Origin of the sequence: Corynebacterium sp. LK28, from assembly GCF_014335105.1 — a bacterium.
GTDB classification, from domain to species: Bacteria; Actinomycetota; Actinomycetes; order Mycobacteriales; family Mycobacteriaceae; genus Corynebacterium; species Corynebacterium macclintockiae.
Genome location: NZ_PDGZ01000012.1, coordinates 166,125 through 190,258 on the forward strand (window position 1 = coordinate 166,125; position 24,134 = coordinate 190,258).

The following is a 24,134-nucleotide window of genomic DNA, read 5'->3' on the forward strand; positions in this document are numbered from 1 at the left end:
GTGGTGCTTGTGCGGATACGTGGTGATTACGGACGGAGGTTTAGTGGGTGCGCAGCTTTTTGATGCCCGCGATCACAGCCACGATGATCGCACCGATGAGCAGGCCGAAGACCAGGCTAAAGCCAGTCTCTACAAGCCAGGTCACCGCCCCGCCAAGGTGCTCAACGAGTTCCACCACGTGGTGGACCGTGTGATACGGCCAGTGTAGCCCTAGCTCGTCCAAGCCGACCAGCAGAATATGCCCGCCGACCCACAGCATGGCAAGGGTGCCGATGATTCCAATGACGGTGAGGAGCTTCGGCATTCCCTTGACCAGGAACAGGCCGAACTTCTTTGTGCCCTCGCTAGCGCCCTGCTTGTCTACCAGTGCCAGGCCGATGTCATCGATCTTGATCAGTACGCCCACCAGGCCGTACACGGCGAAAGTGATCAAGAGACCCACCACGATCAGCACCAGGGCGCGGGTCAGTAGCGGTTCTTGAGCCACCTCGTTGAGGGAGATCACCATGATTTCCGCAGACAGGATGAGGTCGGTGAACACTGCACCGCGAACCATTGCGTCCTCGGACTGGCCTGCTGCCTCGTCCTTGCCCTCGGCCTCCTCGTGCTCAACGAGGCCGACTTTCTGCAGGACCTTCTCAGCGCCCTCGAAAGAAAGATAGAAACCACCGAGCATCAACAGGGGAGTCAGCGCCCCTGGCAGCAGCCAACTGAGCAGCAAGATGATCGGCAGGATAATGACCAGCTTGTTGACCAGGCTGCCTTTGGTGATTCTCCAAATGATCGGCAGCTCGCGCGCCGGGCTTACCCCAGCGACGAACTTCGGTGTGACGGCGGCGTCATCAATAACAACCCCAGCCGCCTTCGTCGAGGTACGACCGGCCATGGCAGCGACATCATCAGTGGTGGCCGCAGCCTTCTTGGCGATAAGTGCAATGTCGTCCAACAGTGCTGCAAGGCCAGCTGCCATGGGGATTTCTCTTTTCTGTGCGGTGGGGTTTGTTTAGCTTTCGGCGTGTGCGTCGAGAGCCTCGGCAATGGGGGGTATCGCCGTTATTGAATTCAATGAAGTGGCCGACCAGGTTCGGGCGATCCACTACCTCGGCGATCACGGTGGCGACGTCTGCGCGGGAGACCTGACTGGACTGCAGCTCATCGTCTCCATTGGCGGTGCCGTCGGCCTTCGGCGCGCGAGTCTCAATCTTAGCGGTCGGTTCGTCCAAGGTCAGCGCAGACGGCCCAACAATAGTCCACTGCGTTGCCGAGGCACGCAGGTGGTCATCCGCCGCGGCCTTGGACTCGCAGTAGGTGAACATGGAGTGATCCTCCGGTACACCGTGGTCAGCACGCGAGTTGAAGTAGCTGACCATGATGTAGCGCTTGCTACCCGCCGCATCGATCGAGCGGATCGCCGCATCGCGATCCACGCGGTAGGTGCGCGCATCATCGCCACCGCCCACGCCTGCGGACCAGATAATTACGTCCTGATCAGCGAATAGCTTTTCGAAACCTGCGACATCTAGCTGCTCGATGTCCTGCACTACGGCCTTGGCTCCGGTGGCCTCCACATCCGCCACGTGATCGGGGTTACGCACCACGGACGTTAGTGTGTGGCCGGCCTCTACGATCTTTGGGGACGCCTTCAGCGCCACCTTGCCGTGGCCTCCGAGGATCATGACGTTCCGTGCGTTCCGTGCGTTCTGCGTCGACATAGCTTCAATGCCTCCTTGAGGTGGGTTTGGTTCTTTCCTAGCCACCCTCAACGGTACGGAAAGGCGCACTATTCCAGCTTTAGCCTGCCTTCGCCACAAGCGGGCCGATGCCACCCGCCCCGATGCACACGTATTCATCAGATGCACCGGAATCCGCCTCCGCCCGCACCAGCAAGATTCCGCCGCCACCGGAAACCCGCACCCAACGCGGCTTCAACTCCGAATCGACCTGCACCTTCGTGGCGCGGCTTTTAGTCTCCTTGGCGTCCTCCAGACCATTGGGGGTGGTGATGGTTAGCGTCATGTCCGTGCTTGCCGTCGCGTTGAGCTGCCACGTCCAGTCCCCAAAAGGCAGCGGTTTATCCAGCAGAATGGCCTGGGACTCTCCCGCGGTGATGCGCACACCGCACTCTGGTTCTTTTCCTTGCTGTGTTGTTGCGGACGCCACCACCTCCGCATCCACAATCTGGCCCGATTCGTCAATGATCCGGGGCTCGTGGTCTAGCTGCGTGACAGGCGGCTGGCCAGTGAGCGTAGAGACTTGGTCGTGCGGGTGCACCACTGGAGTGAGGATATCCAGCGGTACCGGCTGCCCCAGGAGGGGCGGGGGAGGTCCAGAGTCGTCTAGCTTTGTGGAGGCACGCAAGTTAGCCAGGTAATCGGCTGTTCTATCGTCGCGCCAGGCTCCCACCCAGGTGAACGTCGAGATCAGACTGATTGCCACTGCGCACACGACTGTGCAGACTCCTAGCCAGCGGGCTCTGCGAGCGTGCGCGTCCGCAGAGCTGACATCGGGGCGGGCGGGGGCGTGGGGGCGTCCTAAAGAAAACAGGCAACAACCTACGACCAGCACGGCGAAGCTAAACCAGTCGGCGAAGTAGTGCATCGAGCGCAGCAACAAGTCGGAGGTGCCGGTGGTGCTACGCGCGCGACTGAGCAGCAGGTAGATGATGGCGAGGTAACCCACAATCACCAGCAGCCCCAGGGAGCGGCGGCGGGTATCGCGGCGCAACCAGAGGAAAGCGGCGATGAGGAGCAGCGCGGCGCTGGTGATGCTCCACCAGGTGGGGGCGGTGGCGAAGGCGCTTGACGGTGACCAGCGATCCCAGGACAGTGGACCGCCGAGCGCGCCGGGAAGAACTGTGGAGAAAAGGCTGGTGGGAATGCCAGACCATAGGGACTCGCGCGCGGGCTCTTCTGCAGGGAGCGGGCAGAGCGTGAGGTATAGCACGCACCAGAACAGGAAAAGCGCGCCGGGAGCAGCGAAGAAGCGTGTAATGGTGCTGCGGGAAGAATCGTGGGCCCCTTTAACAGACCAGTCGACGAGAAGCGCGAGGGCCACGGCAGCCGGGACGATGGTGAGGGACTTCTCGGTGAAGCACAGCGCCAGCAGCAGGATGGCTGTGGCGTTGAGGGAGTGGCGCCAGGGATTGGGGGAACTTCGGGCGGAAAGGAAGCAGAGCGTGAAGCCTGCCATGCCGACCTGCCAAGCCAGAGCGTTGAGGCCTGCGGACCACCAGCCGGCGGCGTCCATAAGGAAGGGGCTGAACAGTAGAGCGGTGTAGAGCCCCAAAGTGGTGAGGGAACGGCCGGTCAAGCGCACACAGACCCGCGCCCATAACGCAGCCGCGACAGCACTGAGCACAAGCAACAGGGTTGCGGGGAGTGCCCAGTTCAGCGGCGCGATCCGATGCGCCACAACCTGTACCAGCGCGGAGGCGGGCATCAGGTGGCCGTCGTAACTGGTGAAGTAATCGCCGATGGAACCGCCACGGAAGGTCGCGGGGATGATGAAGTCATCCCAATAGAACGTGCGCTGGCTCAGCTGCCAACCGCGCACGCCGAGCGCCACGACGGCCACCAGTGTGAGGAGGGCGGTGAAGCGGGCGCGCTTGGTAGCTGAGCCAGCGCGCGTGACAGTGAGGTGAGTGGGAATAGAGAGTCGCACTAGTGAGTAGCGTTCGGCGGTTTAGCTTTTCGGCCCAACGGGTTGCACGGACAGGAACTCGACGTCGCCGCTGCAGCCTTCCAGACCCTTCATCGGCACGTATGCGGCCTTGGTCTGCTCTGGTGGGTAGACGCGCAGGCCGTCAGCTTGCTGCGGCTTGCACTGCTCGGGATCCATAACACCCGGGTTGGAGATCTTTAGCCCAGCAACGGCGGACGCGCCCGGAGCGAGCTTCACCGTTTCGTCCGGAGCGCCGGTTTCGCGCTTGGCGGGCTTACCCAGCTGGGTGCCGTTGTTATTCGTGACGAGGGAAACGCCGGGAAAGCCGCGCATGGAGCACGGTTCGTTTGAGGTGTTTTCGAACACGACGTTGATCAAGGTGGAGCCCGCCGCGCCTTGCTGGTCGGCGGTTGTGATCTTGAGACTGTTGGTGGCGCACATGCCGTTTTTGCCGACGGAGCCGTCGTCGGCCTTGCTGTTGTTGCCGTTGCCGTTGCCGTTGCCGTTGGAGGCGGGGGCTGTGGGGTTGGCGCTGCCGTCACCGTCGGCAGGGGACTGTCCTGCGTCTCCGTCGGCTTCGGCGCTACTTGTTGAGGCTGCTTCGGAGGGGGTTGTGTCCTCATCGTCACAGGCGGCCATTGTGAGGGCGGAGCCTGCCAGTAGGATCGTGGTTGCTCCCGCGAGAAAAGTTGCACGCGGAGAGCGGGAACTGGGGGAATTGCGGCGGGGGCTGAAGTTCTTCATGGTTATTACTGTAAATGTGAAGTGCTGGTGGGGCTAGAGTGATTCACATTTTGTTATCAAAAGGTGAGCGGGCAAAGATATGCGCACGGGCAGACCACAGGGAAGGGGGAGTGCAACTCGCAAACTTCTTTCTGTAAATATGGCCTTTAGGATCACCGACTTGCCGGAGAGCACTACACTCGGTGGGAAAGAACGTTCTGAACTTCATTGCTAGAGAGGCGAAGAGTTAACCATGGGTTTCAACCCCGATTTCGAACCATTCCGTCTGCCTGACGAGTACATCGCTCTGCGCGAGGCCATCCGCGATCTGGCGGAGCAGCAGATCGCTCCATACGCCAAGGACGTTGACGAAAACGAGCGCTTCCCGCAGGAAGCCCTGGACGCTCTGAACGCTGCCGGCTTCAACGCTATCCACGTCCCGGAGGAGTTCGGTGGACAGGGCGGCGACTCCCTTGCAGCGGTCATCGTCATCGAAGAGGTTGCCCGCGTTTGTGGTTCTTCCTCCCTTATCCCGGCCGTGAACAAGCTGGGCACGATGGGCCTGATCCTGCAGGGCTCCGACGAGCTGAAGAAGGAAGTTCTGCCGGACATCGCTAACGGTGCTCTGGCTTCTTACGCGCTCACGGAGCGCGAAGCTGGTTCGGACGCCGCAGCGATGAAGACCCGCGCTGTCCGCGACGGTGACGACTGGGTGATTAACGGCTCCAAGTGCTTCATCACCAACGGTGGTAAGTCCACCTGGTACACCGTGATGGCTGTAACTGATCCGGAGGCCGGCGCGCGCGGCATTTCCGCGTTCATGGTGAACAAGGACGACCCGGGCTTCAGTGTTTCCGGTTACGAGCACAAGCTGGGCATCAAGGGTTCCCCGACGGCTGAGCTTTTGTTCGAGGACTGCCGCGTTCCGGCTTCCCGCATGATCGGCGAGGAAGGAACCGGCTTCAAGACCGCTCTGCAGACCCTGGATCACACTCGCCCGACTATTGGTGCGCAGGCCTTGGGTATCGCGCAGGGTGCGTTCGACCAGGCTGTGGCTTATGTCAAGGAGCGCAAGCAGTTCGGCAAGGCGATCGCGGACTTTCAGAACACCCAGTTCATGCTGGCGGACATGAAGATGAAGATCGACGCCGCACGCCTGATGATCTACACCGCTGCGTCCAATGCAGAGCGTGGCGTGGCTGAGGATGGTGCCAAGCTGGGCCTCATGGCTGCAGGCTCCAAGGCGTTTGCTTCCGACGTTGCCATGCAGGTCACGGTGGACGCCGTTCAGCTGCTCGGCGGCTACGGCTTCACCCGCGACTTCCCGCTGGAGCGCATGATGCGTGACGCGAAGATCACCCAGATCTACGAGGGCACCAACCAGATCTGCCGCATGGTGATGGGGCGCCAGATCCTGGGCTAGTAATCCACAACCCGTTCTCGAGAGGGAGTGATCGACGCTTCCGCAGCCCCGCGCACTTAACCGGTGCGCGGGGTTAGTCTTTGTCGTTTTTGGCCGTTGCAGCACCGGGTGTGAGTTCCGGGAGGGCCTATTCGGAGGGGGTGGTGCAAAAACTACCCCCCCTGAGTATTTGCTTAGAAAAAAGTTAAACAATGGTTTATCTTTACACCATGATGAAAAAAGTGGTGGTGGCCGCACTCTCGGTCAGCCTGGTCATGGGTGGTATCTCCCCGGTAGCGGCGCAAGATAAGCCTGAAATCTCTGTAGGAAGCTCCTCCCAGGGGGCGCCGAACCCTGACAAGGATAAGAACAAGGACTCTGACAAGGATAAGAAAAAGGACGAGGGCAAGGAGCCTGATTCCGAAGCTGGTCAGGACCCTTCTTCTGACCCGCAGGGTGGAGCAGATCTTAGCTCCAAGCCAGTCGGGTCGACTGACCTGAAGACGGTTATTGGCGCGATTGTCGGAACCCTCGCGGCGGGCGCCCTCATCGCTGCTGGTTTGAACTGGGCAGTTCAGCTCCGCCTTATCCCCAATCCTCTCCCGGGCTTGATCCCCAATCCGCCTGCACCTCCAGCTCCGGCAAAGCCTGCCCCCAAGCCTGCTCCGGCAAAGAAGGCACCGGCAAAGAAGGCACCGGCAAAGCCTGCCCCGAAGCCTGCTCCGGCGAAGAAGGCACCGGCAAAGCCTGCCCCGAAGCCTGCTCCGGTGAAGCGTCCTGCCCCGGCAAAGCGCCCAGCTCCTGCACGCCCGCAAAGCGCGTACTACGCAAATTGCAAGGACGTTTGGAATCGCTTGGGTCGTCCGATCTACCAGCGGGATGCCGGTTTCTCAAGCCGTTTTGATCGTGACGGCGACGGCGTAGGCTGCGAGAAGCGTCCGAGGTACTAGTCCGCTACAACTCTCATCACCCGTGTCGGGTGGTGGGGGTTTGTTTTTTTGAGCTTGCGGCTGGTCTAGGTGGTGCGTCAAAGACGCACGCCCTGGGTGGCCAGCCATTCGGCCACGCTGCCGTGCTCATGCAGTCCATCTAGCAGGCGCTGGGTAGAGTCCAATGCCCGGCGTGCTTCTTCGGCGGTGATGTAGCCCGCCAGGAGTGCTTCGCCTAACTCGTCCAGGTCCAGCGCCTGGACTTTTGCCTTTGAAGATGTGCCCGGGGCGTAGTTAGAACTCGACTGGGATCGTTCCCGGGAGGAAGCCTCTGGGAGGTGCGTCACCACATCCACGTACAGGTCACGGGTGCGCCAGGTTGCTGGGGTGGTGGCGTCATCAATATCGATAAAGGCGATGTCGATGTAGAGGTCCTGCGTGGGCTCAATGCCCTCGAAGAAGTGGAACTTGTTGAGGCGTATGTCTAGGTGGGGGACTAGCCAGGATTCGAGGTAATGGAAGCGCGGATGGCCGGGGGTGGGGCGGCGCATGTACAGCACCGGGCTTGGGTGCTCTGGGCTGGGATGCTCCGAGCTTGGGTGTACTGGGCTGGGATGCTCCGTGACGGGCAGCGCGGAAAGCAGCTCGTAGGCGTCCACGGCGCGCTCGAATCCCTTGGGGTCGATGTTGATTGCGCGGGCGATGTCGAAGGTCTCTTGCTTTACTTTGTGCAGATCGGCCATGGCTTGTGCGATTGTGGTGAGCAGGATGCGGTGTGCCCAGGGGGAGCGGAGTGCAGGTAGAGGATAAGGATATGAGAAAGGCCGCGCAGGGAAGCGCGGCCAAGGGCGGAAACCCGGGTGTCTAGGCGAAAGCTACTAGACGTGCAGCAGTGCCGCGGTGGGCAGGAAGTTGCAGTTGGAGTTGCCGGATTCCTTCTCGTGGGTGGTCACGCCACCTTCCAGCAGTGCAATGACGGTGCCCTTGCCGGTCTTAGCAACACCGTTGACGGTAGCCGGGCCCTTCGGGTTGATGCCGGTGTAGCCCAGCGGGGTGCGGCCCATCTTGCCGGTGTTGATGTTGATCCAGTGCACGTTCATGGCGGTGTTCTGCTTCTTAGCCACGGTGCCGGTGCCCATGGCGGTGAACACGAAGTTGACCTCGCCAGCGCCGATGCCCGGCAGTGGAAGCTTAGCGGGGCCGGGTACGCCCATGGCGGTGCCGACGGCCTTGTTCTTGCCGCCGATGCACTTGCCGGAAACGGTCGGCCAGCCGAACTGGGTGAAGACCGGGGCGTTCTTCGGGATGTCAACACCCGGCTTGCCATCGCCGCGGAAGAAGCCAACCAGCTTCTTCAGGGACGCCTTAACGTTCGGCGGCAGCTGCGGGTTGTTAGCGAAAGCCTCGATCTGGTTCAGGATGTGCGGCGCAGGGCGGCCGAGGTGATCGATGGAACCCTGGACCTGAGCGCCAGCCGTTGCAGGGGCCACCACGGTCGGGACAGCAAGCGCGCAGGCGGTCGTCAGTGCTGCAGCAGCACGGGTCAAGCGTCGGGAGAAAGCCATGGCGTACCTTTCAGGTTTTGTCGCTGTTTCTAAAGTTGCTCGAGCATATACCCAAACCACATTAGTCACATTAGTCACATTTGTCACATTAGTAACGTTCATTAGGAACCTTTTGTAAACAATAACACCGGCTTCAGTGCACGTCTTGCGGTTTTGAGAAAAACTTCTTCATGTCCTATGCGTTATCCTGGTGAACTAAAGGAGTAGGCTGTGAAAGGTTCCCGTAGGCAATGTTCTAGGCCAGGTTCTAAGCAATGTTCTAGGCCATGTACTGCCTTACGCTGCACTACTAAAACTGACCCCAATTTAAGGAAAGATCGGATCTGTGTCTTTGACTGAATTCCGTAATGTCGCCATCGTCGCGCACGTCGATCACGGCAAGACCACCCTCGTCGACGCCATGCTGCACCAGTCCGGCGCCTTCTCTTCGCACGGCGAAGTGGAAGAGCGCGTGATGGACTCGGGCGACCTGGAAAAGGAAAAGGGCATCACGATCCTGGCGAAAAACACCGCCATTCACCGCAAGGGTCTGGGCAAGGACGGCAGCGACCTCATCATCAACGTGATCGATACGCCCGGCCACGCTGACTTCGGCGGTGAGGTTGAGCGCGCCCTGTCCATGGTCGACGGTGTGGTTCTTCTTGTTGACGCCTCTGAAGGGCCGCTGCCACAGACCCGTTTCGTGCTGGGCAAGGCCCTGGCTGCGAAAATGCCGGTGATCATCTGTGTGAACAAGACCGACCGCCCCGATGCCCGCATTGACGAGGTTGTTGAGGAATCACAGGATCTGCTGCTAGAGCTCGCCTCCACCCTGGAGGACGAAGAGGCGGCAGAGGCTGCCGAACAGCTGCTGGATCTGCCGGTTCTGTACACCTCCGGTCGTGAGGGCAAGGCTTCCACCGAGAACCCAGGCAACGGCAACGTCCCGGACTCCGAGGATCTGCAGCCACTGTTCGACGTTCTCTACGACGTGCTGCCGGAGCCTTCCGCAGACGTAGACGGCCCGCTGCAGGCGCACGTCACCAACCTGGACTCCTCCTCCTTCCTGGGACGTATCGGCCTGGTGCGTATTCACGCTGGTCGCCTGCGCAAGGGGCAGCAGGTTGCGTGGATCCACTACGACGAAGATGGAAACCAGCACACCAAGACCGCCAAGGTTGCGGAGCTGCTGCGCACCGAAGGTGTGACTCGCGTCCCGGCCGAGGAGATGATCGCTGGCGACATCGCCGCTATCTCCGGCATCGAGGACATCATGATCGGCGACACTCTGGCCGATCCGGAAAACCCGGTCGCTCTGCCGCGCATCACCGTGGATGAGCCCGCGATCTCTATGACCATCGGCGTGAACACTTCCCCGATGGCAGGCCGTGGCGGTGGCGACAAGCTGACTGCCCGTATGGTCAAGGCCCGCCTGGACCAGGAGCTGATTGGTAACGTTTCCCTGCGCGTGCTGCCCACCGAACGCCCGGATGCCTGGGAAGTTCAGGGCCGTGGCGAGATGGCTCTGTCCGTCCTGGTGGAGACCATGCGTCGTGAAGGATTCGAGCTGACCGTCGGTAAGCCGCAGGTGGTTACCCGCACCATCGACGGTACGGTTCACGAGCCCTACGAAAACCTGATTATCGACGTCCCGGAGGAGCACCTCGGAGCCGTCACCCAGCTGCTGGCCGCCCGCAAGGGTCGCATGGAGTCCATGGACAACACCGGCACCGGCTGGATCCGCATGAAGTTCATCGTTCCGGCCCGTGGCCTGATCGGCTTCCGCACCGTCTTTATGACCGAAACCCGCGGCACCGGCATCGCCAACAGCTACTCCGCTGGCTACGAGCCGTGGGCGGGCGAGATCAAGGGCCGCGCCTCCGGCTCCCTGGTTGCCGACCGCTCTGGCCAGATCACCGCCTACGCGCTAATCCAGCTGGCCGACCGTGGCACCTTCTTCGTCGAGCCGGGTGCAGAGGCCTACGAGGGCATGGTCGTCGGCGCGAACAACCGCGACGAGGACATGGACATCAACATCACCAAGGAAAAGAAGCTGACCAACATGCGTTCGGCTACCGCGGATGCGACGGTGACCTTGGCTAAGGCTCGCACCCTGACCCTGGAAGAGGCCATGGAGTTCTGTGGTTTCGACGAGTGTGTCGAGGTTACCCCGGAGGTCGTCCGTGTGCGTAAGGTGATCCTGAACGCCACCGACCGCGCCCGCGCTCGTTCCCGCGAGAAGCAGCGCAATAACAACTCCTAGAAGCACTCTTGTACTCTTTCTTCCCCCTATCTGATCCCTCGTCGCGACACCGTTCCGCCTGGGCGCGTCGTCGGCGTTTTTGGGGTTCGACGCCCACCGTTGCGGCCGCGCTGACCTCTGCGGCTCTCGCGCTGACGCTTTCCGCGTGTCAGGCGAACCCCGGGGAGGCTCCGACGGTGGAAGACCCCTCTGCCACCACGCAGTCTCAGCCGCCCAAGCCGGTGGATGAGAGCCTGCGGGAGATCACGGTGGGAGTCGATCGCTTCACCAGTAACCTCAACCCGCACCTGGTGGGTAACCGCAACCCGGTGGTCGCGGCGGTAGCGGATCTGACCTTACCGAGCGTATACATGCAAGGTACTGAGGAGGAGGGCCTCAACAACGACCTGATTAGTTCGATCGCGCCAAACGATGAGGAGTTTCCGACAGAGGTGACCTACACCCTCAATCCGGAAGCGCAGTGGTCGGACGGCACCCCCATCACGATCTCCGACTTTCAGTACCTGCGCGAGGCGATCCTAAAGGAACCGCTAGCGGAGTCCAAGGGGCTGTACCGGCATGTGACTTCCATCAAACCGGGTGATAAAGAAAAGAGCGTGAAGGTCACTTTCGATCGCCCGCTGGGCGGTTGGAAGCGACTGTTTATGCACCTGCTGCCTAGCCACATTTATCGAGCCGAGGGGCGCACGTTCACCACGATGATGGCCGAAGGGTCAGTCGCCTCGGCGGGACAGTACTCCGTGAAGTCGGTAGACGAAGGCCGAGGGCTGCTGGAACTGCAGCGCAACGACCGCTACTGGGGCAAGAAGGCGGCGAAGACGGACATCATTCGTTTCACCACGGTTCCCAATGAGTCGACGGGTGCGCAGATGATGCGCACCCAGCAGATCCAGATGTACATGACGCACACCTCGGCCACTACCGACCTGGCCATGGAGCAGTTGCCCTATGCCCAGGTGCGAAAAACTACCCGTGAAGTGCAGCTGAACCTGCAGCTGAATCAGGCTAGCCCTCTCTTGCAGAACCGCACGCTGCGGCGCCGGTTGCTGGGTGCAATCGATTCCGAAAAGATCGCCCGGATCGTTTCCGGGGACCCTGATGTCGGCTCCCCGCACTGGAACGTCAAGCCGAAGATGGAAAAGGAAGTACCGGACAATCTGGTGACCGATGACCGACCCGATGGAATTGTCATCGGTGCGGTCAACGACGATCAGCTGGCTGTGGACGCTGCCCGTTCGGTGGTGGATCAGCTATTACAGGCCGGTATCCCCGCAGTGGTGCGCACCGGGGAAGCCTCAGACATTCTGGGTACGTCGGTGCAACAGGGCACCGTCGACGGCGTGATCACTTGGCAGCGCAGCCCGCAGCTTATCGCGGATTATGTGCAGCAATACGGCTGCACGAACAGCTCGCAGACTGCGGACGCGCGCACGTCGAATAACAACTCCGGCTCCGAAGTTCAGGGTGGGAAAGGCAAACGCTCAGGCAAGAACGCTGGCGAAGGGGCAAGCGCGAGCGCCAACGAAGGTGCCGATGGGAGCGCCGATGAGAAATCCGGCGCGGAAGCGCGCCTGGATAACACGCCAAGCGGCGGCAACCTCAGCGGAACGTGCGACCAAGAACTGGAACAGCGCCTCACCAAGCTCCGCGAAGGCGAGACGAAACTGGATGATGAACGTCCTCAGGTGGACGATCGCATCGCGGAACTCTCGACGGTCCTACCGATCCTGTCGGATCGTTTCACCGTGGTGGCGTCGAATAGGCTCAGTGGGCCGACCCGGAAGCTGGAGGACTGGCCGTTGGACGACAGTAGTTCGTTGCTGATCTCCGCGCCTTTGTGGACTCTGATGCCGATGGAGGAGCTGGATCGCAGCGCCGCCGATAACGCCCGCAAGGAGGACTAAACCGTGAGCAGCAATCCGGAACCAGCGCACGCGATCACTGTAATGGCGGTGCATGCGCACCCCGACGACGAAACTCTGTGGACGGGTCTGGCGTTAGCTAAGGCACGCAGACTCGGCCATGAGGTGACCGTGGTGACCTGCACCCTCGGCGAAGAGGGCGAGGTGATCGGGGAGAAGTACCAAGCTCTTGTGGACGCCCAACAGTACGAACACGGCACGGGAATGCTCGGTGGTTACCGCATCGCCGAGCTCCAGCGAGCACTTAGCGCGCTGGGGATTCAGCATGGCCCGAACCTGCTGGGTGGTTGCGGTGCCTGGCGGGATTCGGGAATGGAAGGAAGCGACTCGATTCGCCACCCGCGGGCATTCGCACGCGCGCCGGAAAGCCCCAGCGACGGCGCCGATGGAACCGCGGACGCGGGGTTAGAGGCACAGGTTGCGCAGCTTATCCAGCAGATCCAGCAGATCCGCCCGGAGGTCATCCTGACCTACGCCGCCGACGGTGGCTATGGCCATCCGGATCACAAGCGGGCGCACCAAATCGTGCACGAGGCCGTGCAGCGGCTGGAGGCAGCAGCTACAGGTACAGAAGCGGAGAGCTTCGTGCCCAGCCAAGTGTTGTGGTGCGTGACGGAGGACGAGAAGTTCGCCGAGGGCATGGAAAGCGTGCAGGCGCCGGAGGGATGGAAGCTCCCCAGCGCAGGCGACATCGCCACCGTACCTTCCGCCGAGGTGGACCTGGTGGTTCACGGTTCTGTAGAAGACGTGGCAGCAAAGCAGGCCGCCATGCGCGCCCATGCCACACAAATTTGGGTGGCGGATGGGTCGACCTCTGATGTGAACGATCAGGCGCGGGAATCCAACCCGCCCGCGCGCACGGCCGCCACGTTGTTCTGCCTTTCCAACCTGATCACCCAGCCCCTGCTGGACAACGAAAGCTATCGCGTCGGGTGGACCAAACCTGGAGTGCCGGAGGACCTCTTCGCCCGCGCAGTCGGGGAGCGCTTGGTGGGCGGGAAGTCTTAAACGGCGCGGCCTGGGGCGTCAATAAGAAGAGCAAGCACTAGGATAGATCGACGTGAATGCGAAAAAGAGCACCGGAACCGGCCAGGACGAAGAGCCGAACTGGGGGCACCCCACGAAAAGCCAGGCGCGCAAGGATACGACGCGCGCGGAGCGCATTTCCGGCATCGTGTGGCTCTCTATCGGCGCACTGTTTGGGCTGTTCATCAGCGTTTTATACATCGGCTCCCGCATCACGGTGGGGGACGTCGAGGTGCCGCTGCCGTGGACAATACTTTTTGCCCTGGTGTTCAACCGCGCACTGACTAAAACCGCACTGCTGTGGACCGACAACAAGCTGATCGCCGGCATTCCCGCGCTGGTGTGGCTAGCCGGGTACCTGCTGGCGGTGATGTGGCCGGAGCTGCCCTTCGGCGAGGCGACGTTAATGCCACAGACCGTGTGGTCTATGCTGCTGCTTGTGGTCGGTTTGGCAGCGGCCGCGTGGCCACTTCGGCCTCAGTTTTCTCTGGAACCGCTGAAGTGACAGAATAGAAGCTCATAGAGAGCTCTGTGGAGTATGACGAACTTTCCAGAAAGGGTAGGTATTTAGACGATGACCTACACGATCGCGCAGCCTTGTGTAGACGTGATGGATCGCGCTTGCGTTGAAGAGTGCCCCGTTGACTGCATCTACGAGGGCAAGCGTTCCCTGTACATTCACCCCGACGAGTGCGTTGACTGCGGTGCTTGTGAGCCTGTCTGCCCGGTCGAGGCCATTTTCTACGAGGACGATGTGCCGGACGAGTGGGAAGAGTACAACGACGCTAACGCTGCCTTCTTCGACGACCTGGGCTCCCCGGGCGGTGCTGCGAAGCTGGGGCCGCAGGACTTCGATGCGGAGCTGATCGCTAACCTGCCGCCGCAGGCTTAGGGCTTTTTCTTTATCGACGCCCACTGTTGCGCCGGTTAGCGCCGAGCACACAGAGCAGGCGGTATAGAGTACAAGCATGACCCTGAAGCGCACCAAAGTAGCCGACCGACTGCCCGACTTCCCCTGGGATTCGCTTGCCGAGGCCAAAGCCACGGCGGCGAAGCACCCCGACGGGATCGTGGATTTGTCGGTCGGCACTCCTGTAGATCCGGTTTCCCCGGCGATTCAGTTGGCGCTGACGGAATCCGCCGCGGAGCCGGGCTACCCGCAGACTAAGGGCACCCCGGAACTGCGTAAAGCCATCGTGGGGGCGATGGAGCGCCGCTTTAAGGTGACCGGCCTAAATGCCGATAGCCAGGTGCTGCCGGTGATCGGCACCAAGGAGGCCATCGCGTGGATGCCCACCCTGCTGGGGCTAGGCGCAGGCCACACGGTAGTGATTCCGGAGCTGGCTTACCCGACCTACGAGGTCTCCGCCCGCCTGGCTGGGGCGGACGTGCTGCGCAGCGATTCTTTGCTGAAGCTGGGGCCGCAGACCCCGGCGCTGATCTACCTGAACTCCCCGGCCAACCCACACGGCCAGGTGCTGGGAGTGGAGCACCTGCGCAAGTTCGTGGAATTCGCCCGCGAACGCGGCACCATCATCGTCTCCGACGAGTGCTACCTGGGTCTGGGCTGGGGCGAGGAGCGCCCCGTGTCGATTCTGGATCCCGAGGTATGTGGCGGTGACTTCACTAACCTCATCGCCGTCCACTCGCTGTCGAAGACCTCCAACTTGGCCTCTTATCGTGCGGGCTGGCTGGCCGGCGACGGTGCGCTGATCCAGGAGCTGCTGGGAATCCGCCGCCATGCAGGTCTGATGAACCCCGGCCCGATCCAGTCCGCCATGGTCGCCGCCCTGGAGGAAGACGGCCACGAAGTTCTGCAGAAGCAGTTGTACCGCGAACGCCGCGAGCTGCTGAAGGCTGCCCTGCTGCAGGCCGGTTTCGATATCGAGTACTCCGACGGCGGCCTGTACCTGTGGGCCACCCAGGGGCGCGACGGCCGCGAGACCGTCGCTGAGCTGGCCGACAAGGGCATCCTGGTTGCTCCGGGCGATTTCTATGGCCCGAAGGGGAAGAACTTTGTCCGCGTGGGGCTGACCGCCACCGACGAGCGGATTGAGGCAGCCGCCCGCCGCCTCACCGGTGACGAATCGGCAGCCGCGCAGTAGCGCGCAGTACTTGGAGCTCTGGCGCCGATTCCTGCCCTACAACGCTGGCGCCCACCGCCGCGCCACGGCGTATCTGCCGTCAAGACCATGCTGACTGGCCGCGTCCCCGACGACGGTCGCATCTACCTGGCCGCCGCGGCGGGCGATTCCCCTTTCGCGCCCGGCGCCCCGCTGGAACCAGGGCTTGCTCTTGTGGATCCGACGCCCACATGGGTCTATCCCGACTTTTCAGAAGAACCCGCCGAGCTCCTGGCAGCTGATATTCCGATTCTGTACTCCGGGCCGGATGCATTGGTGGTGGACAAGCCCCACGGGCTGCCGTCTACGCCCAATGGCAGGCTATTGCGCGCCACCGTGCAGTCGTTGATGCGCGTGCGCCTGAGGGAGCCGGAGTTAGTGGCGGCTCACCGCCTGGATCGGGACACTCGCGGCCTGTTGGTGTTATCCCGCAACCCCGCCACGCGCGGGTTCCTGCAGTCACAGTTCCAGCGTAGGAAAGTGGAAAAGACCTACCAGGCGATGGCGCCGGACATTCCGGAGATCGGGGCGCAGTGGCAAGAAGTAACACTGCCGATGCTGAAGGTGAAGGACGACCCGCAGGTGCGGGTGGGCAGCGCCGCAGCGTTGCCTACACAGCTCAAACCGCAGGGCCGGGCGAAGTCCACGGTGACGCGCATCCGGAAGCTGGCAACCCGTCGCTGCGTGGCAACCTCAGAAACCAATGCTGCCGCTGGCACAGCCGCTACCGCTGTCTATGAGCTGCAACCGCGGACCGGGCACACGCACCAGCTACGGGCGTTGATGAATCATCTGGGTGCTCCCATCTACGGCGACGACACGTACCCGGCATATTGTCCCGGGACGGGGGCGCTACAGCTGCGCGCGGTCGTTATCGAGTTGGCGCTGGTGGCGTCAGAAGAAAAAGGCGCAATAAAAAACAGGCAGCGCATCGCGATCGAGCGCTGCCTGGAAGATCCCTGGTCGCAGTGGAACAGGGGTTAGTTGGCGTGTAGAGCCTCGTTGAGCTCGACGGTGTTGGCGTTGGCGACGGCCTCTACCGCGCCGCTGACGGAGTTGCGGCGGAACAGGATGCCGCTGGCGCCGGAGAGCTCGGCGGCCTTCACAGCCTCGCCCTCCTGCTTGCCCAGCTGCCGGGCGACTTCGCCGGTCAGCGTGACCTTGGTACCGAAGGTGACGTACAGGCCGGCCTCGACGGTGACATCATTGCCCAGGGAGATGCCCACGCCGGAGTTGGCGCCCAGCAAGCAGCGCTCGCCGATGGAAATGACCTGCTTGCCGCCACCGGATAGGGTGCCCATGATGGAGGCGCCACCACCGATGTCGGAACCATCACCGACGACAACACCGCCGGAGATACGGCCTTCAACCATTGAAGAGCCCAGGGTGCCGGCGTTGAAGTTCACGAAGCCCTCGTGCATGACCGTGGTGCCCTCGGCCAGGTGAGCGCCCAGACGCACGCGGTCGGCATCGCCGATACGTACGCCGGTGGGAACCACGTAGTCGACCATGCGGGGGAACTTATCCACGCTGTAGATCGTCACCGGGCCGCGCTCGGCCTGTAGGCGGGCGCGAACAGCCTCGAAACCGGGGACCGCGCACGGGCCGTGGTTGGTCCACACAACGTTGCTGAGCAGCCCGAACAGGCCATCCAGGTTGCAGCCGTGGGGCTTGATCTTGCGGCCGGAGATCAGGTGCAGGCGCAGGTAGGCGTCGTGCGCATCCTCCGCCGGGGCATCCAGGTCAGTAATGGTGGTGGTCACCGCAACGCGGCGGGTGCCGCGGACCTCGTCCGTACCGGCCAGATTGGCCAGGGGACGGAAGGATTCGGGGGCGGAGGTGGTGGCGTCATCAAGATCGAACACTTGGGTTCCAGCCTTATCGCCAGCGGCGTCAGATGTACCGAGGTCGAACTCGAAGAACCAGGTATCCAGCACATCGCCGGAATCGGTCAGAGTGGCAAATCCATTTCCATAAGCAGCAGTCATGCTTTTCGATCCTACCTTTCAGCGGTCGTTGATTCTGGGCTGCTGTGACCCTTCTGGGTGTTCTGCAGAACAAAGCCGATCACGCTCAGTACTGCGAAGGCAATAGTGACCGTCAGAACCTGCATGCGAGCGCCTTCGTCGAAGAGCATCAGGACGGTCAGCGCAACGAGTGCGAGGAAAGTCAGCCACGGCAGAACCGGGTAGCCCCACATACGCACGGTGAGGGTGCCATCTTGCTCGAAGGTCGGGCGCAGCTTGATCTGCGCCAGCACAATCACCATCCAGATCACCAGCAGGGTGCCGCCCACGGCGTTGAACAGTATGTTGATGAGGTCCTTCGGACCCCATACCTGCAGGGCGACAGAAACGAAGGCGAAGAACAGCGAGCACCACACGGCGCGGAAAGGAACCTTCTGCGCGTTGGTTTTGCCGAACCAGCGGGGGACGTTGCCCTCCTGGGAGAAGCTGTACATCAGGCGGCTGGTTGCGTAGATCTGCGCGTTGAAAGCGGACAGCAGGGCCAGGACGATCACGCCCTCCATGATCTCCACGACGCCCGGGATCTGCGCGAGAGCCAGGATGCGGGTGAAGGGGGATTCTTCGGCGGACTCTGCCTCACCGAGCGTTTCGAAGGGCAGCAGGGCCGAGATGAGGAACACACTGCCCAGGTAGAAGATCGAGATTCGCCAGATCACGGCACGCACAGCCGCGGCAATAGATGAGGCCGGATCCTTGGACTCCGCGGCGGCGATCGTCACAATCTCAATGCCACCGAAGGCGAAAGCCACGGCCAGCAGACCCACGGCCATGCCGGAAACGCCGTTGGGGGCGAAGTCGGCGAAGTTGCTGAGCCCCGGGGACTCGTAGTTCGGGAACAGGTTGAACAGCAGACCCGCACCCACGAACAAGAAGACAACGATGACCGCGACCTTGATGAACGCGAACCAGTACTCGAATTCACCGAAGCCACGCACGCCCACGAGGTTCACAATGGTAAACAGCACCACGCATATCAATCCAGGGATCCAGCCCTCTACGCCGAACCACGAACCCATGATCGCGCCCGCTCCGGTGATTTCCGCGCCCATCACCATGATCAGCATGAACCAGTACAGCCAACCCAGGGCGAAGCCATTCCAGCGACCGAAAGCCATCTGGCCGTACGTGGCGAAGGTGCCGGACGCGGGGCGGGCGGCGGCGAGCTCGCCAAGCATCTGCATCACGGCGATCACTACGATGCCGGCGACGATGTAGGACAGCAGCACCGCCGGGCCGGCGGCCTGGATGCCTACACCGGTGCCTAGGAACAGCCCGGCGCCGATGGCAGAGCCGAGGCCCATCATCGTCAGGTGGCGGGTTTCTAGGCTGTGACCCAGCTGGTTCGAGGCGCCCTCGCTAGCACCTGTGTCGGAATCTCGAGTTTTCATAACAGAATTAGAACACAACGGGCTTTCCCACAGGCCAGCATGGGCAGTTTTAACCCCGTAGGTGTTTGATATTCGTCTAGGATCGCAAGCGATGAGTACACCAGAGACGTCCATTGACCTGACCGCTGGCGCGGTGGCGCTCACCCGTCAGCTTGTCGATATTTATAGCGAATCGCACCACGAGCAGCAGATCGCCGACGCAGTCGAGCCTGCCCTGCGTGCCATCGAAAACGTGGAGGTTACCCGCCGGGGCAACACCCTGGTCGCTCGTACCCACCGCGACCTGGGCGATCGGGTGGTGCTGGCCGGCCACCTGGATACGGTGCCGCCGGCGGATAACCTGCCTTCCCGAGTAGGGCCGGATCCGGAGACGGGGGAGGAGACCATCTTCGGCCTCGGCTCGGTGGACATGAAATCCGGCGCGGCCTGCTACGCACATGCGTTTGCGACGTTGGCGAACTCCCCGGATCTGGCCTGCGACCTGACGTTGGTGCTTTACGAAGGCGAGGAAGTAGCCACCAAATACAACGGGCTGAACCACCTGGTGCAGTCCGATTCCGAGTTGCTGGAGGGCGACCTGGCGCTGCTGGGCGAGCCCTCCGGTGGGATGATCGAAGCCGGCTGCCAGGGCACCTTGCGGGTGAAGGTCACCGCCCTGGGTGCCCGCGCGCACTCCGCCCGCAGCTGGCTGGGGCACAACGCGTTGCATGATCTGGCTCGGGTGCTGGTGCGGGTGGCGGATTACGAGCCCCAGGATGTAGAGATCGACGGCCTGGTCTACAAGGAGGGCCTCAACGCCGTGATGGCTGAGTCCGGCGTGGCCACCAACACCATCCCCGACGAGGCCTGGGCGTTCATCAACTTCCGCTATGCTCCGCACCGCAGCGTCGACGAGGCTCTGGAGCACCTGTACGACGTGCTGCAGGTCGGCACGCCCGATGCGCCTGCCGAGGGTTTCTCTGTTCTTCTTGATGACGCCGCAGCCGCGGCGAGCCCCGGCCTCAACCAACCCTTCGCGGCGAAGTTGGTGGAGGCCACCGGAGGGCGCGTGCGCCCGAAGTACGGCTGGACCGACGTTGCACGTTTCACCCAGCTGGGCATCCCCGCCGTGAACTTCGGCCCCGGCGACCCCGGCTTGTGCCATACGAAGGATGAGCGGTGCCCGGTCGCGCAGATCGAGGACGTCAGTAGGGAACTAATTCAGTTCCTTACCCGCTAACCGCACGCTGGGACCCGAGCTAACCCCGACCACCCGCGCTCCCGGTGCGTGGCACCTAGAGGAGGTGTGAACTGGGTGGAAGTGAGGTGGCGTCAATTAGGACGAGCGCCAGAGGCCGCCAAGCAGTAGCGTGAAAAGCACACAGAAACATAAAGATCTAGAAGACATTTAAGGCAAACTCCCGCATGAACAACAGCGAGAACAACCGAGACTTCCGCCTCCGCGGCCCCGTGCTGCTGCGCGGCAAGAAGCACAGCCAGAAGCAGAAGTCGACCACGGATCAGCGACTGCTGGGCGAGCAGGCCAACATCGACTGGCTGCACACCGATCCGTGGCGCGTGATGCGCATCCAGTCCGAGTTCGTCGATGGCTTCGGCGCGCTGGCGAAGATCCCCAAGGCCATCACAGTGTTCGGCTCCGCGCGGGTAAAACCCGACCACGAGTACTACGCAAAGGGCCGAGAGCTGGGACGGTTGATCCACGAGGCCGGCTACGCGACGATCACCGGCGGCGGGCCAGGTCTGATGGAAGCCCCTAACCGGGGCGCGCAGGAATCCGGCGGCATGTCCATCGGCCTGGGCATTGAACTGCCGATGGAACAGAGCCTGAACCACTGGGTGGATCTGGGGCTGAACTTCCGCTACTTCTTCGTGCGCAAGACCATGTTCCTGAAGTACTCTCAGGCCTTCATCTGCCTGCCCGGTGGCTACGGCACGCTGGACGAGCTGTTCGAGGCCCTGGTGATGGTGCAGACCGAGAAGATCCGGAAGTTCCCGATCATCCTGATCGGCAAGGAATTCTGGGGCGGGCTGGTCGATTGGATCACCACACGTCTGGTCGACGAGGGCATGATCTCCCCGGAGGACGTGGATCTTTTCCACGTGACCGACGACCCGGCGGAGGCCGTGCAGATCTGCGTGGACGCACACGCCAACCACGTGCGGAAGCTGAAGATCCGCCAGGAGGAGCTGTCCATCGAGCAGGAGCGGATCAACGCGCAGCTGGAGCGCTTTGAGGGCGAAGAGCCCCGCGCGGACTAGGGCTGGCGCAAGGCGGTAGATTAAGAATCATGTTTTGGTTGTTGTCTCTTGTCGGAGCGTTCCTGGTGGGCGCGCTCCTGGTTTTCTTACTAGGCACCGTTTTTGGGCGTGGGGAGGCGCTACCGCCCGTCACGGAGGGAGCGGCGAAACGACAGCACTGGGATGACCTACAGAACAGCCCGCTGACCGCCGACGGGATCCGAGAGACCAGTTTCTCCCTGGCATTCCGTGGCTACAACCAGGCTGAGGTGGACCTCTACATCGAGCGCCTGGCAGCGCGCATCGAAGAGCTGGAAGGCCACAGCGAACAGCCCGACGCGACGGAAGTAGACGCGAGCGCAACCGAAGTAGATACAGCAGAAACTCTGGAACAGGAGCGTTAACGATGGCACCGATCCCGAACATCCCGCAGAAAGTGACCAACGTGACGATCGGCCCGCGCGCCGAAGGTTCCGAGATCATCGAAACCGAAATTAAAGTCGCGCCGGGGCAGACCGCGCCTGGGGACGTGGAACTTGATGCCTCTGGACGCTGGGCAGCGTGGGTTCCCGCCGAGCCGACCCGCCCGCTGGATCTAAGCGACGGCCGGGAGTTCTTGGAGGACGGCTGGCGCGGCGCTGGTGCGAAGCTGGTGCGCCGGATCGGCAAGGTGGTAGACGGCCACCCCGTGCGCGCAAAGAAGCACATCGTACAGGTGAACCTGCCGGCGGAGTTTACACCGGACAACGTCCGCTCCCTGGTCATCGGCCTGATCGTCGGTAACCACTCCTTCGTGACGACCAACAAGCGCAAGCCCGCCCGCGTGCGCAACGTGCATGTTGTGCTGCCGGAGGGGTATCAGTTCTCTGGGTTCGAAACCTCCGACTACGTCGACGCGGTCCAGCAGGGCACGGCGCTGGGTAAGGCTACCTGCCTGTCCCGCGATCTTGCCAACGCCCCGGCCAACGTGAAGTCCCCAGAGTGGTTGGCCAACCAGGCCAAGCAAGCTGTGGCTGGCCTGGACGGGGTCAAGGTGCGCCTGCGCGACGCGGGTTGGCTGGAGGACAAGGGCTTCGGCGGCATCCTGGCCGTCGGCCGGGGGTCGTCCCGCCCGCCGATGTTGATCGAGTTGGTTTGGGATCCGCAGAAGATCGACAAGCCGCGTCGCCGCCGCACTGTCGTCCTGGTAGGCAAGGGCGTGACCTTTGATACCGGTGGCATCAGTGTGAAGCCCGCCGCGGGGATGGACACGATGCGCACCGACATGACAGGTGGCGCCAGCGTGATTGCTGCCTTCCGAGCGCTGGCGGAGCAGCAGGTGCCGCGCAAGATCGTGGCCCTCATCCCGACCGCCGAGAACATGATCGATGGCAAGTCCTACCGTCCCGGTGACGTGGTGGAGCACTACGGTGGTCTGACCTCCGAAGTGACGAACACCGACGCCGAGGGGCGCATGATTCTGGCCGATGCCATCAGCTATGGCGCGAAGAAGTACAAGCCGACTGCCGTGGTGACGATCGCTACCCTCACGGGCGCGGCGAAGCTCGCCCTGGGCACGCGTACTGGCGCTGTGTTTTCCGACAACTGGGGAGCAGGCGTCAAACTTGCCCGTCGCGGCGCGACCGTCGGCGAAAACTGGTGGCCGATGCCGATGCAGGAGTACCTGGAAGACAACGTCACCTCCAAGATCGCCGATGTGCGTCAAACCCCCAAAGGGCCGGGCGCGACGACCGCTGCGATGTTCCTGCGTCGCTTCACCCGCGATCTGCCTCTGATTCACCTGGATATTGCCGGTCCGGGGCGCGCGGAATCTACCTACGACGAAGTCACTCCGGTGGGTACGGGCTTTGGCGCCCGCACACTCGTGCAGTGGCTGTTGCACTAGCCCTCCGCGAAAAGGCAGTGGACGGTTTACCATGGGGGAGTCGTTTATTAGCTCCCTCTCAAGAGAGCTATCTAGAAATTTTCAGGAAGGAATCTGTTCGTGCTTGCAGATGTCATTGACCTCCTCGCCGATCCAGTAGACGGTTCCCGCTTGAGCGCTGGCGACGAAGAGTGGCGCACCCTGGTTTCCGAATCGGGCCACAGCTATGACGTCGCACGGCAGGGCTATGTGACTCTTGCCGGTGGCTCTGGGCTGCGCTATTCGGGTGATGACGCCTCGATGATCGATGCGCGCGAGACCTTCCTCTCCGGTGGCCACTTCGCCCCCTTCGTCGAGGCTGTGACTGCCGATGTCGAGAAGGTCCTCGACGATGGCAATGTTGCCGCTGAGCACGCCCCATCCATCGTGGAGATCGGCGCGGGTACGGGCTACTACCTGGCTCACACCCTGGACACGATCGAGCGCTCTCGCGGCGTGGGCATCGATGTCTCGACCGCGGCGGCGAAGCGTTTGGCTTCTTCCCACTCGCGGGTCGGTGCGGTTGTTGCCGACGCCTGGTCGCGCCTGCCTATTCTTTCGGAAAGTGTGGACGCCATCATGGTTGTCTTCGCTCCACGCAATGCGGCAGAGTTCGCCCGCATCCTTACGCCGGAGGGACAGGTGGTTGTCCTTACCGCAGAGGTTGGCCACCTGGGTGAGCTGCGCGAGCCCCTGGGCATTCTGGATGTGGAAGAGGGCAAGGTTGAGCGAATGATCAACCAGGCCTCCGGCCACCTGGTGCCGGTGGGGGATCCGGAGCACATCGAGTTCCCGATGGTGCTGGATCAGGCCTCCATTGCCGCCCAGATCGGCATGAGCCCCTCTGCGCGCCACATCCACCCAGATGTGCTGCAGGAGCGCATCGCTGCACTGCCGGAGACCATGGAGGTCACCGCCCGCGCAGCCATCACGCGCTTGGCGAAGGCCAACCGCTAGGCTCTTGCTCGGTCGCGACTAGCGGCCAG

Annotated in this window: 22 protein-coding genes; 14 read left to right on the forward strand and 8 right to left on the reverse strand. The window is 62.3% G+C overall.

Annotated elements, in window-relative coordinates:
* Positions 1–40 precede the first annotated feature (40 nt).
* The 4 genes from CRD15_RS06980 to CRD15_RS06995 form a co-directional block, all read right to left on the reverse strand.
* Positions 41–970 (reverse strand): DUF808 domain-containing protein, encoded by a 930-nt coding sequence (locus CRD15_RS06980; protein ID WP_187402215.1) that lies wholly within the window; start codon positions 968–970, stop codon positions 41–43.
* Entirely contained in the window at positions 900–1,712 is an 813-nt protein-coding gene (locus CRD15_RS06985) for an SDR family oxidoreductase (RefSeq protein WP_187402216.1), read from the reverse strand. Before CRD15_RS06985 ends, CRD15_RS06980 begins: the two co-directional genes overlap by 71 nt.
* Before the next feature lie 79 nt (positions 1,713–1,791).
* Complete coding sequence (locus tag CRD15_RS06990; RefSeq protein WP_370546914.1) at positions 1,792–3,660, reverse strand: hypothetical protein; 1,869 nt, start codon at positions 3,658–3,660, stop codon at positions 1,792–1,794.
* 21 nt (positions 3,661–3,681) lie between these two features.
* Positions 3,682–4,404: a DUF4232 domain-containing protein gene (locus CRD15_RS06995; RefSeq protein WP_187402217.1), complete on the reverse strand. Its 723-nt coding sequence runs from the start codon at positions 4,402–4,404 to the stop codon at positions 3,682–3,684.
* Positions 4,405–4,636: 232 nt separating this feature from the next.
* Between CRD15_RS06995 and CRD15_RS07000 the strand changes: the two genes are divergently transcribed.
* The gene (locus CRD15_RS07000; RefSeq protein ID WP_034970912.1) at positions 4,637–5,806 is read left to right on the forward strand and encodes an acyl-CoA dehydrogenase family protein; all 1,170 of its coding nucleotides are present in this window, start codon (positions 4,637–4,639) and stop codon (positions 5,804–5,806) included.
* A gap of 209 nt (positions 5,807–6,015) precedes the next feature.
* Complete coding sequence (locus CRD15_RS07005) at positions 6,016–6,735, forward strand: excalibur calcium-binding domain-containing protein (protein WP_187402218.1); 720 nt, start codon at positions 6,016–6,018, stop codon at positions 6,733–6,735.
* A gap of 77 nt (positions 6,736–6,812) precedes the next feature.
* On the opposite strand, the gene CRD15_RS07010 is transcribed toward CRD15_RS07005, so the two are convergent.
* On the reverse strand, positions 6,813–7,457 hold the full coding sequence (locus CRD15_RS07010) for a DUF402 domain-containing protein (protein WP_187402219.1): 645 nt from the start codon (positions 7,455–7,457) through the stop codon (positions 6,813–6,815).
* 135 nt (positions 7,458–7,592) lie between these two features.
* On the reverse strand, positions 7,593–8,279 hold the full coding sequence (locus CRD15_RS07015) for a hypothetical protein (protein WP_034978331.1): 687 nt from the start codon (positions 8,277–8,279) through the stop codon (positions 7,593–7,595).
* Between the two features lie 325 nt (positions 8,280–8,604).
* Between CRD15_RS07015 and typA the strand changes: the two genes are divergently transcribed.
* The 7 genes from typA to CRD15_RS07050 all read left to right on the forward strand — a co-directional run bounded on the left by typA (position 8,605) and on the right by CRD15_RS07050 (position 16,576).
* Positions 8,605–10,521: a translational GTPase TypA gene (typA, locus tag CRD15_RS07020; RefSeq protein WP_034970910.1), complete on the forward strand. Its 1,917-nt coding sequence runs from the start codon at positions 8,605–8,607 to the stop codon at positions 10,519–10,521.
* A 176-nt stretch (positions 10,522–10,697) separates the two neighbouring features.
* The gene (locus CRD15_RS07025) at positions 10,698–12,425 is read left to right on the forward strand and encodes an ABC transporter family substrate-binding protein (protein ID WP_237744278.1); all 1,728 of its coding nucleotides are present in this window, start codon (positions 10,698–10,700) and stop codon (positions 12,423–12,425) included.
* A 3-nt stretch (positions 12,426–12,428) separates the two neighbouring features.
* A complete protein-coding gene (locus tag CRD15_RS07030; RefSeq protein ID WP_034992094.1) occupies positions 12,429–13,451 on the forward strand; it encodes a PIG-L family deacetylase in 1,023 nt (340 codons plus the stop codon).
* A gap of 52 nt (positions 13,452–13,503) precedes the next feature.
* Entirely contained in the window at positions 13,504–13,974 is a 471-nt protein-coding gene (locus tag CRD15_RS07035) for a hypothetical protein (protein ID WP_237744279.1), read from the forward strand.
* 69 nt (positions 13,975–14,043) lie between these two features.
* Entirely contained in the window at positions 14,044–14,361 is a 318-nt protein-coding gene (gene fdxA / locus CRD15_RS07040; RefSeq protein WP_034970907.1) for a ferredoxin, read from the forward strand.
* A gap of 76 nt (positions 14,362–14,437) precedes the next feature.
* Positions 14,438–15,574 (forward strand): succinyldiaminopimelate transaminase, encoded by a 1,137-nt coding sequence (gene dapC / locus CRD15_RS07045; protein WP_034992098.1) that lies wholly within the window; start codon positions 14,438–14,440, stop codon positions 15,572–15,574.
* An 87-nt stretch (positions 15,575–15,661) separates the two neighbouring features.
* Positions 15,662–16,576, forward strand: coding sequence for a pseudouridine synthase (locus CRD15_RS07050; RefSeq protein ID WP_051879500.1), 915 nt, complete (start codon positions 15,662–15,664; stop codon positions 16,574–16,576).
* On the opposite strand, the gene dapD is transcribed toward CRD15_RS07050, so the two are convergent.
* Both dapD and CRD15_RS07060 read right to left on the reverse strand, forming a co-directional pair.
* Positions 16,573–17,580, reverse strand: a complete 1,008-nt coding sequence (gene dapD, locus CRD15_RS07055) for a 2,3,4,5-tetrahydropyridine-2,6-dicarboxylate N-succinyltransferase (RefSeq protein WP_034979254.1) — start codon at positions 17,578–17,580, stop codon at positions 16,573–16,575. The genes CRD15_RS07050 and dapD overlap by 4 nt on opposite strands.
* Positions 17,581–17,591: 11 nt before the next feature.
* Complete coding sequence (locus CRD15_RS07060) at positions 17,592–19,007, reverse strand: amino acid permease (protein ID WP_051879501.1); 1,416 nt, start codon at positions 19,005–19,007, stop codon at positions 17,592–17,594.
* A gap of 91 nt (positions 19,008–19,098) precedes the next feature.
* On the opposite strand from CRD15_RS07060, the gene dapE reads away from it, so the two are divergent.
* The 5 genes from dapE (at position 19,099) to CRD15_RS07085 (ending at position 24,105) form a co-directional block, all read left to right on the forward strand.
* Positions 19,099–20,226, forward strand: coding sequence for a succinyl-diaminopimelate desuccinylase (dapE, locus tag CRD15_RS07065; protein ID WP_034970904.1), 1,128 nt, complete (start codon positions 19,099–19,101; stop codon positions 20,224–20,226).
* Between the two features lie 185 nt (positions 20,227–20,411).
* A complete protein-coding gene (locus tag CRD15_RS07070; protein WP_034979252.1) occupies positions 20,412–21,266 on the forward strand; it encodes a TIGR00730 family Rossman fold protein in 855 nt (284 codons plus the stop codon).
* A gap of 29 nt (positions 21,267–21,295) precedes the next feature.
* Complete coding sequence (locus tag CRD15_RS07075) at positions 21,296–21,649, forward strand: DivIVA domain-containing protein (protein WP_034970902.1); 354 nt, start codon at positions 21,296–21,298, stop codon at positions 21,647–21,649.
* 2 nt (positions 21,650–21,651) lie between these two features.
* Positions 21,652–23,130: a M17 family metallopeptidase gene (locus CRD15_RS07080; protein WP_034970901.1), complete on the forward strand. Its 1,479-nt coding sequence runs from the start codon at positions 21,652–21,654 to the stop codon at positions 23,128–23,130.
* 99 nt (positions 23,131–23,229) lie between these two features.
* Complete coding sequence (locus CRD15_RS07085; protein ID WP_034970900.1) at positions 23,230–24,105, forward strand: methyltransferase domain-containing protein; 876 nt, start codon at positions 23,230–23,232, stop codon at positions 24,103–24,105.
* Positions 24,106–24,134 lie beyond the last annotated feature (29 nt).

Excerpts from the sequence above, each read along its gene's own strand:
- CRD15_RS06980 (WP_187402215.1), bottom strand. The coding sequence starts at position 970 with ATGGCAGCTGGCCTTGCAGCACTGTTGGACGACATTGCACTTATCGCC.
- CRD15_RS07010 (WP_187402219.1), bottom strand. The coding sequence starts at position 7,457 with ATGGCCGATCTGCACAAAGTAAAGCAAGAGACCTTCGACATCGCCCGC.
- dapE (WP_034970904.1), top strand. The coding sequence starts at position 19,099 with ATGAGTACACCAGAGACGTCCATTGACCTGACCGCTGGCGCGGTGGCG.
- CRD15_RS06995 (WP_187402217.1), bottom strand. The coding sequence starts at position 4,404 with ATGAAGAACTTCAGCCCCCGCCGCAATTCCCCCAGTTCCCGCTCTCCG.
- CRD15_RS07050 (WP_051879500.1), top strand. The coding sequence starts at position 15,662 with ATGCTGACTGGCCGCGTCCCCGACGACGGTCGCATCTACCTGGCCGCC.
- CRD15_RS06985 (WP_187402216.1), bottom strand. The coding sequence starts at position 1,712 with ATGTCGACGCAGAACGCACGGAACGCACGGAACGTCATGATCCTCGGA.
- dapC (WP_034992098.1), top strand. The coding sequence starts at position 14,438 with ATGACCCTGAAGCGCACCAAAGTAGCCGACCGACTGCCCGACTTCCCC.
- fdxA (WP_034970907.1), top strand. The coding sequence starts at position 14,044 with ATGACCTACACGATCGCGCAGCCTTGTGTAGACGTGATGGATCGCGCT.
- CRD15_RS07070 (WP_034979252.1), top strand. The coding sequence starts at position 20,412 with ATGAACAACAGCGAGAACAACCGAGACTTCCGCCTCCGCGGCCCCGTG.
- dapD (WP_034979254.1), bottom strand. The coding sequence starts at position 17,580 with ATGACTGCTGCTTATGGAAATGGATTTGCCACTCTGACCGATTCCGGC.
- CRD15_RS07080 (WP_034970901.1), top strand. The coding sequence starts at position 21,652 with ATGGCACCGATCCCGAACATCCCGCAGAAAGTGACCAACGTGACGATC.
- CRD15_RS07075 (WP_034970902.1), top strand. The coding sequence starts at position 21,296 with ATGTTTTGGTTGTTGTCTCTTGTCGGAGCGTTCCTGGTGGGCGCGCTC.
- CRD15_RS07015 (WP_034978331.1), bottom strand. The coding sequence starts at position 8,279 with ATGGCTTTCTCCCGACGCTTGACCCGTGCTGCTGCAGCACTGACGACC.
- CRD15_RS07060 (WP_051879501.1), bottom strand. The coding sequence starts at position 19,007 with ATGAAAACTCGAGATTCCGACACAGGTGCTAGCGAGGGCGCCTCGAAC.
- CRD15_RS07005 (WP_187402218.1), top strand. The coding sequence starts at position 6,016 with ATGATGAAAAAAGTGGTGGTGGCCGCACTCTCGGTCAGCCTGGTCATG.
- CRD15_RS07000 (WP_034970912.1), top strand. The coding sequence starts at position 4,637 with ATGGGTTTCAACCCCGATTTCGAACCATTCCGTCTGCCTGACGAGTAC.